14 protein-coding genes are annotated in these 8,507 nt (G+C 37.2%); 11 read left to right on the top strand and 3 right to left on the bottom strand.

The annotated features are described in order from the left end of the window. Positions 1 to 2: 2 nt before the first annotated feature. The 9 genes from D3222_RS26765 (at position 3) to D3222_RS14570 (ending at position 3,505) form a co-directional block, all read left to right on the top strand. On the top strand, positions 3 to 107 hold the full coding sequence (locus D3222_RS26765) for a hypothetical protein (RefSeq protein ID WP_369973521.1): 105 nt from the start codon (positions 3 to 5) through the stop codon (positions 105 to 107). A 1-nt stretch (position 108) separates the two neighbouring features. Next, positions 109 to 369, top strand: a complete 261-nt coding sequence (locus tag D3222_RS14605) for a bacteriocin immunity protein (RefSeq protein ID WP_118986506.1) — start codon at positions 109 to 111, stop codon at positions 367 to 369. Positions 370 to 489: 120 nt separating this feature from the next. Next, entirely contained in the window at positions 490 to 948 is a 459-nt protein-coding gene (locus D3222_RS14600; RefSeq protein WP_232832532.1) for a DUF6392 family protein, read from the top strand. A gap of 18 nt (positions 949 to 966) precedes the next feature. Next, positions 967 to 1,500 (top strand): S-type pyocin domain-containing protein, encoded by a 534-nt coding sequence (locus D3222_RS14595; protein ID WP_232832531.1) that lies wholly within the window; start codon positions 967 to 969, stop codon positions 1,498 to 1,500. After that, complete coding sequence (locus D3222_RS14590; protein ID WP_118986804.1) at positions 1,500 to 1,967, top strand: DUF6392 family protein; 468 nt, start codon at positions 1,500 to 1,502, stop codon at positions 1,965 to 1,967. The genes D3222_RS14595 and D3222_RS14590 overlap by 1 nt, the downstream gene beginning before the upstream one ends. A gap of 35 nt (positions 1,968 to 2,002) precedes the next feature. Beyond that, on the top strand, positions 2,003 to 2,467 hold the full coding sequence (locus tag D3222_RS14585; protein WP_118986803.1) for a DUF6392 family protein: 465 nt from the start codon (positions 2,003 to 2,005) through the stop codon (positions 2,465 to 2,467). Positions 2,468 to 2,575: 108 nt separating this feature from the next. After that, positions 2,576 to 3,037: a DUF6392 family protein gene (locus D3222_RS14580; RefSeq protein ID WP_232832530.1), complete on the top strand. Its 462-nt coding sequence runs from the start codon at positions 2,576 to 2,578 to the stop codon at positions 3,035 to 3,037. Between the two features lie 65 nt (positions 3,038 to 3,102). Continuing rightward, complete coding sequence (locus D3222_RS26760) at positions 3,103 to 3,243, top strand: HNH endonuclease signature motif containing protein (protein ID WP_118986802.1); 141 nt, start codon at positions 3,103 to 3,105, stop codon at positions 3,241 to 3,243. Between the two features lies 1 nt (position 3,244). Beyond that, entirely contained in the window at positions 3,245 to 3,505 is a 261-nt protein-coding gene (locus D3222_RS14570; RefSeq protein WP_118986801.1) for a bacteriocin immunity protein, read from the top strand. A gap of 1,005 nt (positions 3,506 to 4,510) precedes the next feature. Here the strand turns inward: D3222_RS14570 and D3222_RS14565 are convergent. Continuing rightward, positions 4,511 to 5,098: a beta-class carbonic anhydrase gene (locus D3222_RS14565; RefSeq protein WP_118986800.1), complete on the bottom strand. Its 588-nt coding sequence runs from the start codon at positions 5,096 to 5,098 to the stop codon at positions 4,511 to 4,513. Positions 5,099 to 5,553: 455 nt separating this feature from the next. Here D3222_RS14565 and D3222_RS14560 point away from each other — a divergent pair, with 455 nt between their 5' ends. Together D3222_RS14560 and D3222_RS14555 are read left to right on the top strand one after the other, a co-directional pair. Then, a complete protein-coding gene (locus D3222_RS14560; protein WP_036849752.1) occupies positions 5,554 to 5,814 on the top strand; it encodes an antitoxin in 261 nt (86 codons plus the stop codon). After that, entirely contained in the window at positions 5,811 to 6,209 is a 399-nt protein-coding gene (locus D3222_RS14555; protein ID WP_118986799.1) for a type II toxin-antitoxin system VapC family toxin, read from the top strand. Before D3222_RS14560 ends, D3222_RS14555 begins: the two co-directional genes overlap by 4 nt. A gap of 50 nt (positions 6,210 to 6,259) precedes the next feature. Here D3222_RS14555 and hemL read toward each other — a convergent pair whose 3' ends face one another. Together hemL and D3222_RS14545 are read right to left on the bottom strand one after the other, a co-directional pair. Continuing rightward, positions 6,260 to 7,543: a glutamate-1-semialdehyde 2,1-aminomutase gene (gene hemL / locus D3222_RS14550; protein WP_118986798.1), complete on the bottom strand. Its 1,284-nt coding sequence runs from the start codon at positions 7,541 to 7,543 to the stop codon at positions 6,260 to 6,262. 50 nt (positions 7,544 to 7,593) lie between these two features. Continuing rightward, entirely contained in the window at positions 7,594 to 8,379 is a 786-nt protein-coding gene (locus tag D3222_RS14545) for a DUF1460 domain-containing protein (RefSeq protein WP_118986797.1), read from the bottom strand. Positions 8,380 to 8,507: the final 128 nt, after the last annotated feature.

Below are 8,507 nucleotides of genomic sequence, written 5' to 3'. Positions count from 1 at the left end.
ATGTGGATCTGGTCAAAAATGGTGGAAATATTTATGATCTAGATAATCTACAAGTGGTTACACCAAAACGACATGTTGAAATGCATTCTAATAATGGGCAGAAATAATATGGAACTGAAAAATAAGATAGAATTTTATACAGAAGCTGAATTTATTGAATTTATGAAAGAAATTTTTAAAGAAAATCTTGCAAAAACAGATGAAAAGCTAAATGTATTATTATCTCATTTTGAGAAAATTACTGAATATCCATCAGGAACAGACATTATTTATTATGCTACTTCTGATAGTGAGTGTACTCCCGAAGCAATAACAAAAAACATTAAAGAATGGCGAGCTAAAAACGGAAAACCCGGCTTTAAAAAATAACAGGGATCCCGGTAAAAAAAGGAAAAGGATTTTCTCGATTATATTTAGCTGATTTGCATGTTAGAGGGGTAAGCGGAGAATATAACCTTAGCTTAACCTAGAACAGGGGGTATATAAATAATGGCGATTAATATTAATTCGTTAATTAATTATCTGGGGAAAACAGCGGATTTATTAATTGAAAAACAACTTATCCCGACAGAGAAATTTGAATATCTGTTTGAAGGAGATGATGAATTTCTCTGTATACCAGAAGATGGATTAACGTTAGTTTTTGAAGATAAATCAAGGTCGTTAATCTCAGTCGGTATTACTCTAATTGCATCTGGGCCAAGGATGAGGATTTATAGAGGTGAAATGCCACCCCCATTTTTGTCTGAAATGGATAAGACAAAGGTTAAATCTGTGTTAGGAGAGCCATCAAAGACAAAGGGGGCTGTTAAATTGCCAGTTATTGGAATGGTTGGAGGATGGGATACTTATATTGACCGAATGAGCGATCAGTACCAAAATACACAAATAATTTTTGCGTATTCTACAGATCAGAGGGTGAGTAATATAACTTTTAAGAAAATTTGAGTTAAGTGTAATTTCTAATTGTTTGTCTTGGATAAAGTGGGCAGCGATATTGAATCGTTACCTATGCCGGAAGAGAAGGATTTCCGCGATTATATTCTGGTACTCCCTATTCCGAATATACCACCGGTATATGTGTATTTGAGTAAACCGCTGGTGAAACCGCTGGAGGTAGGGGAATATAATGATCTTGCGGGGCGTAGCCGTAACGATGCAATGGATATTGATCATATTCCTTCTAAGGCGGCATTGAGAGAATATTTAATAAGAACATACGGAGAAAAGATTCAAGAAGAAGATATTAAAAATGCTTTGAAAGAGGGGATTTCCATTGCGGTTCCTAAGCGAATACATCAAAAATACAGTGAAACCTATGGTAGACGGAATACTCCAGAGAAAATAGTAAAAGATTCTATGAACCTGAAAGCTGCCGTAGACAGTAATTTTGATGCCCAAATTCCTGGCTTACGGGAAAATGGTTATACTGATATACAATTGAATAAAGTGCGGGAAAAACTTCATCGACTGAATAAAGAAAAAGGGTGGTATGAATAATGGTAGATATTACGAAGATAATTAAGAGTTTGGGTCAAACAGCAGAACAGTTGGTTGAAAAAGAACTTATTTTTGATAAAAAATTTGAATACCTTTTTGAAGGAGTTGAAACATTTAATTATGAACCTGAAACTGGCCTTATCTTGGTATTCGATGATAAATCGAGAAAATTGAGGTCTGTTGAATTCACATTGGTTAGTACTTCTAGAAGTTCAGGAAGTAGTGAAATATATCGTGGAGAAATGCCGCCTCCATTTACGTTATCAATGGATAAAGTTGCTGTTAGAACATTGATGGGGGAACCCGATATTACTTCAGGGGAAACAAAAATTCCCGTTATTGGTGTTGTAGGCGGACATGATTGCTATATCCAGAAACTTCACTCTATGTATCCTGATACAAATATTCGTGTCCTATATTTAGCTGACTTGCGTGTTAGAGGATTGGTTTTTGAGCGGAGAATATAACCTTAGCTTAATCGAGAACAGGGGTTATACAAATAATGACGGTTAATGTTGAAGCGCTAATTAATAGCTTAGGTAGAACCTACCAAGATATTTATGATGAGGGATTAATTCCTTATAAAACTAAACCAATAGGTTTTTCTGGAGATAAAACTATATCCTTAAATATGACGAAAGAAGGTATTTTTTTATCATTTAATCGAGAAACTAAGGTATTTATAGAGATGACATTAACTTTAATTATACCTGATCGTCCTAGCTTTGTTTTTCCAAACGATATACCATATCCTTTAACTAAGGAGATGAATCGTCAATGGGTAGATGATAATTTAGGAAAGCCAACTAAAATTGCGCCGCCATTTAAAGCATTAAAACGTGAATTTGGTTGGACATATCTTTATTCCTATCAAGGTAAGCCGGAAATTAGCATGCAGATATCGCATGATGTTTTAGATCGAGTTAGTCGAGTTACGTTCTTACCTACAAATAGAGTACGTTGGTAGTCAATAATAAAAGGGAAACCTTTATTTAATAGCCAATTCACTTGTGAGTAGTTTGAAAAATAAATTGCAAATGAATTGGTTTAACCAAGAACAGAGGGTATATGAATAATGGCGATTAATATTAATTCGTTAATTAATTGTCTGGGGAAAACAGCCGATACGTTAGTTGAAAAGAAAATTATTTCTGCTGGAAAATTTAAGTATATGTTTGAGGGGGATGAGGAATTTTTTTATAAACCTGAATCAGGTATGAGACTTGTTTTTGATGATGCCTCAAAGCAGCTAAAATCGATACAGTTCACGTTGACCAATATCTATGACAATAGTGGTGTATATAGTGGAGAAATGCCTTATCCATTTTTACACTCAATGGATAGAGCAATCGTTAGAGCATTTATGGGGGAGCCTGATTCTGTTGGTAGTCCAGAGAAAGTCCCTGTCATTGGTATCGTTGGTGGATATGATTCATATACACATAAGCTGAGTGAGCAATATCCTAATACAGAAATTCGTTTTCTCTATTTGGCTGATCTACGGGTGCATGCATTAATCTTTGAACATATTGTATAAGCGCTTTCTGGAATATTTTTCTACTTTTATTGAATAGCGGTTAATAAACCGTTATCCGTGTTTATATGTTAGGAAAAAGGTGTTCTTTTGAAACCCATCATGTGGATCTGGTCAAAAATGGTGGAAATATTTATGATCTAGATAATCTACAAGTGGTTACACCAAAACGACATGTTGAAATGCATTCTAATAATGGGCAGAAATAATATGGAACTGAAAAATAAGATAGAATTTTATACAGAAGCTGAATTTATTGAATTTATGAAAGAAATTTTTAAAGAAAATCTTGCAAAAACAGATGAAAAGCTAAATGTATTATTATCTCATTTTGAGAAAATTACTGAATATCCATCAGGAACAGATATTATTTATTATGCTACTTCTGATAGTGAGTGTACTCCCGAAGCAATAACAAAAAACATTAAAGAATGGCGAGCTAAAAACGGCAGACCCGGCTTTAAAAAATAACAGGGATCCCGGTAAAAAGAGGAAAAGGATTTCCGCGATTATATTTAGCTAATTTGCGTGTTAGAGGGGGGTGGAGAATATAACCTTAGCTTAGTCGAGAACAGGGGTTATATAAATAATGGTGGTTAATGTTGAAGTGTTAATAAATAGCCTAAGAAAATCTTATTAGGAAATTTTTTATTGAAGAGCAATCTCTTAATTATTTTTCTTGGATAAAGGGTGTTAATTACGACTATTTAATCTATTTACGACAAAGTTTACTCCAGATTGAAAACGTTAATAAAATCATTTCATTTTGGAAAATGTATTTTATGATTAAACGACTCATGTTCTTATTTTTCTTTTTTCCCAAAATGGATATAAGCATTAACAGAGTCTTTTCATTTTCCACTGATAGTTTTATAATAAGCCGGTTTTAAACTGTTTTAAAAGTCATGGTTTTAATCCTTGGTTTTAATCGGTATAAAGTTTCAACCATTTTTTTAACTATGGTTTTAACCACTTTTAACGTCTGCTTTTTATCAAGTTTAATCATTATGGCATATTGTGGCTTTACGTTTAATGAACGTTAATCATAGCCGATTTTAGCTTTACTGACGTTGTTTTACCGGAAATCCTAGGCAGTTTTAATAAATTACTACCCTTTGTTTTATCTTGATAAATCAGTAAGTAACCTGATGAGATTAAAGATATCTTTACGGATAATCAATTTTTTTCAAGGCTTAAATCCCGCCAGATTAACCGTTTTATCCATTTTTTTTATTGCGTTATTTTTAGGGTTTCCTTCGTAAAATAATGGCGAGAAAGCATTTAAATACCAGTCTGTTCGGATAATATTCCTGTATTCGCATTTTTAAATGGTTATAGCAGTAAAATAAGCAGAGTATAAAATCGCTGATAAGAAACCCCACGCTAATCACTGGTGATTGAGCGTGGGGAGTAAATCACACAAGTCTATCGTAAATCAAATATCTTCAATGATTATGGTATACCAACAAGTTTGATTCACGACTCTATATTTACAATGCTTGTTGCTTCAGGAACCTCAATTAATTTTCCTGACTTCACATCATAGATGTACCCATATATAGCGATATTTGTGGGTACAAGGGGATGAGTACGAATACGGTGAATATCTTCAACTAAACTATTAACTTGATTATCAATAGTAAGCCATTTGATATATTTTCCCTCGGATGAACCTGTGCCGTTGCCGATATCTTTAAATCCCTCATCCGTCATGATGACACTTTCCAGGCTGTTTTCCAGTAGATCGCCCATGATATTGTCTGTAAAAAGCTCCATCCCACAATGAGTATGATGAATGACAAACCACTCTTTTGTGCCGAAAAGTTTGTAAGAAATGATAAGTGAACGAATGGCATCATCACTGGCTCTTCCGCCTGCGTTACGAATAATATGAGCGTCACCTTCAGATAAACCTGCAAATTTTGCTGGGTCCAGCCTGGCATCCATACAAGTCAATATGGCAAATCGTCTGACAGCCGGTAAACCAAGATTTTTTTTATCATCACCAAAAGTTGCTGCATATGCAATATTAGCATCACTTATTTCTTTGATAACGTTGCTCATCCTCTCTCCTTCATATTTTCTGGTTTAGTAAATTATGATGTAAAACAAAAAGATAAAAATAAAACTCAACCTATTGATAAAGCCAGAATATCTATTTAATAAATGAATATGAGTCTGAAAACACGGAATACATAAATAAAATTTATGAAAATATATACTTGTATCCTTTGTACTGGTCAAGTGAAACAGGGTGTTTTTTTGAAGGGCAACGGATTTATACCCTATTGATTTCAAGATGCATCGCGGTGGCAAGGGAGCGAATCCCCGGGAGCATAGATAACTATGTGACCGGGGTGAGAGAGTGCAGCCAACAAAGAGGCAACTTGAAAGATGACGGGTATATAACTTACCGTTAAATCGATAGCTCTTTATAGCATCATGTTTGATCTATATCTTGAGATGTACCCACACTTGTAATATGCTTTGATATATACCAATCAGTATTAGGAGGTTGTATGGGGCATATAGCTAAATTGTTTATGAATGGGAGGAGTCAAGCGGTACGTCTGCCAGCGGCTTATCGATTTGATTCTGATGAAGTTTTTATCCGAAAGGATCCTGAGACAGGAGATGTAATACTGTCCCGTAAGCCACACAATTGGGATGGATTTTTTGCGGCATTGAAGGGAACAACTATTCCTGACGATTTTCTGAGTGAAGGAGAACGGTGTCAGCAAGAGCAATCTCGTGATCCGTTTGAGGGATGGGAAGAATGAAGCATTATATGCTTGATACAAACGTAGTAGGGCATTTTATCAGAGGGCACCATTCAGTCGTGCAGCATGTTCTATCTGTGCCAATGTCGTCACTTTGTATTTCAGCTATTACAGAAGGTGAATTATTGTTCGGATTGGCGCGTCGTCCAGAAGCAAAGCAACTCCGTATGGCAGTAAGAGAGTTTCTCATGCGGATTGATATCTTACCTTGGGATAATTCTGTTGCTGAACACTATGGTATGATCAAGGCTGAGATGCAAAGACAGGGTAAGATATTAGCACCACTTGATTTACTTATTGCAACACACTCGCTAAATATGAAGATGATGTTGGTTACAAATGATCGTGCTTTTCAATATGTACCGGGATTGCATATCGAAGATTGGACTGTTTAAGAGCGCCGTAGGAATGTAGAAATACGGCGCTGTTATTTGAAGCAAAAAAATTATTTTAATTTGGCAAAGCAGCGGGCGGCAGCATTAACAGTACGTTGAATATCTTCATCAGTATGAGCGATAGACATAAAACCCGCTTCAAATGCAGAAGGGGCTAAATAAACTCCTTCATCAAGCATCAGGTGGAAGAAATGTTTAAAACGTTCAATATCGCAATTCATCACATCCTGATAACTAGATACTTTTTCCTCATCGGTAAAGAAAATGCCAAACATACCGCCGACATGGTTGACCACTAGAGGAATACCGGCCACTTTTGCTGCTTTCATCAGGCCAGCAGCCAAGTTATCTGTCAGTTCAGTCAGGCGCTGATGTACACCGGGCTGAGAAACTTCTTTCAGACAAGCAAGGCCGGCAGCCATGGCAATCGGGTTACCGGATAAGGTTCCTGCCTGATAAACAGGGCCAATGGGGGCTAATTTTTCCATCACTTCATAACGCCCGCCGAAAGCGCCAACGGGCATACCTCCGCCAATGATTTTGCCAAGGCAAGTTATATCAGGTTCGACATCGTAATAAGATTGTGCGCCGGATAGGGCGACGCGGAAACCGGTCATTACTTCATCGATGATCAATAAAGCACCGAACTCATCACACAGCGCGCGTAAGCCGGGTAAAAATTCAGGTAGCGGTGGCACGCAGTTCATATTACCGGCGACAGGTTCGACAATAATACAGGCGATCTCTTGAGGATATTGTTCAAATGCTTCCCGAACCGAGTCCAAATCGTTATAGGTACAGGTTAGTGTATGTTTGACGAAATCAACCGGAACCCCCGGTGAATTTGGTTGGCCGATGGTCAATGCGCCAGAACCCGCTTTCACCAGCAAGCAATCAGCGTGGCCGTGATAGCAACCTTCGAATTTGATGATCTTATCGCGATTGGTATAGCCACGGGCCAACCGGATAGCACTCATGGTTGCTTCTGTACCTGAGTTGACCATGCGTACCATATCCATTGATGGCACCAGTTCAGTTACCAATTGTGCCATTTCCACTTCGGCGGCGGTGGGGGCGCCAAAACTTAATCCTTGCTCCGCGGCTTTGATAACGGCGTTACGGATAGCGCTGTGGTTATGCCCCAATACCATTGGCCCCCAAGAGCCGACATAATCGATATAGGCTTGACCATCAACATCATAGAGATAAGCGCCATCAGCATGTTTGATAAACAGCGGCGTGCCGCCAACACCGTTAAATGCACGTACCGGAGAATTGACACCGCCGGGAATAAGTTGCTTTGCCTGAGAATAGAGGATGTCGGATTGGCTCATGAAAGGCTCCTGAATCTATTTTTAAGTGGGTTTGTCGTTTGCCCCACGGATTATAATGCTCTTAGAACGATAATTCCGGGTTTATTCTTGACATAATCAATAAATGGCGAATCGACAACTTTTTTATTCGCGGCAAGTGAGGATGCATTCCTCAGCATTGGGCCATGATCTGTCATAATAAAAATCCCTGTGTGTGTAACATCCAGCCCGGTAAGATGCGTATATATTCCAATATAATCGCCCGTTTTTAGGTTCTTAATAACGGCATCATCGACTTTATCGCCAGGAATATATTTAATATCTCTTTTGATAACACCCAGTCCGGGGATATATTCGTTACCATCAACCTTTTTATTTAGACTTTTGGTGATTTTTATGTAAGAGGAACTTATTTCATCTGTTACATCTTTGGCATTTAATTTTTCTCTGGTTGACCAGTCTGTAAAGAAGTGTTTTCTTTGCAAAAAGCTAATCTTTCCGTCGATATATCTTGTTTGGATGAGATTTTTTACAAAATCATTTTGGTCGTTAGATTTCCTTAGCGATTCTACATAGTCAAGGAAAGTAAAGCAGTCTAGCCCGTTGAAGTCTATAACTAATTTTTCAGGTTCAGTAGAGGAGCCAATAAGTTTATTTGCGGCATAGGGTGTGCCCAGGAATTGATAAGAGACGTTTTTTATTATTTCACCAGGATTATCGTTATTTCCTGGTTTTACCTGATTTTCTATAATTTCATTAATTTTTTTCGAGGCATAGCTGTCAATATCGACTTGTTTGCTATGAGCAGCACAACCTGCCAAGGTGACAGCAAGCATCAGTGGCAACATTTTTCGCATAGGAACTCCATGTGGTTACTTTGAAAAATATTCAATAAAGTAACTAATCATGATGATAAATCAATATTTTTTCTTTCTTAATCGTTAATTGATTGACGGAGGGTTTAACTATACGTGGTGGCTTACCG

The sequence above is a fragment of the Photorhabdus sp. CRCIA-P01 genome, from assembly GCF_003545805.1.
GTDB classification, from domain to species: Bacteria; Pseudomonadota; Gammaproteobacteria; order Enterobacterales; family Enterobacteriaceae; genus Photorhabdus; species Photorhabdus antumapuensis.
The sequence above is the reverse complement of the archived record's forward strand: the minus strand, read 5'-3'. Positions and strand labels throughout refer to the sequence as shown.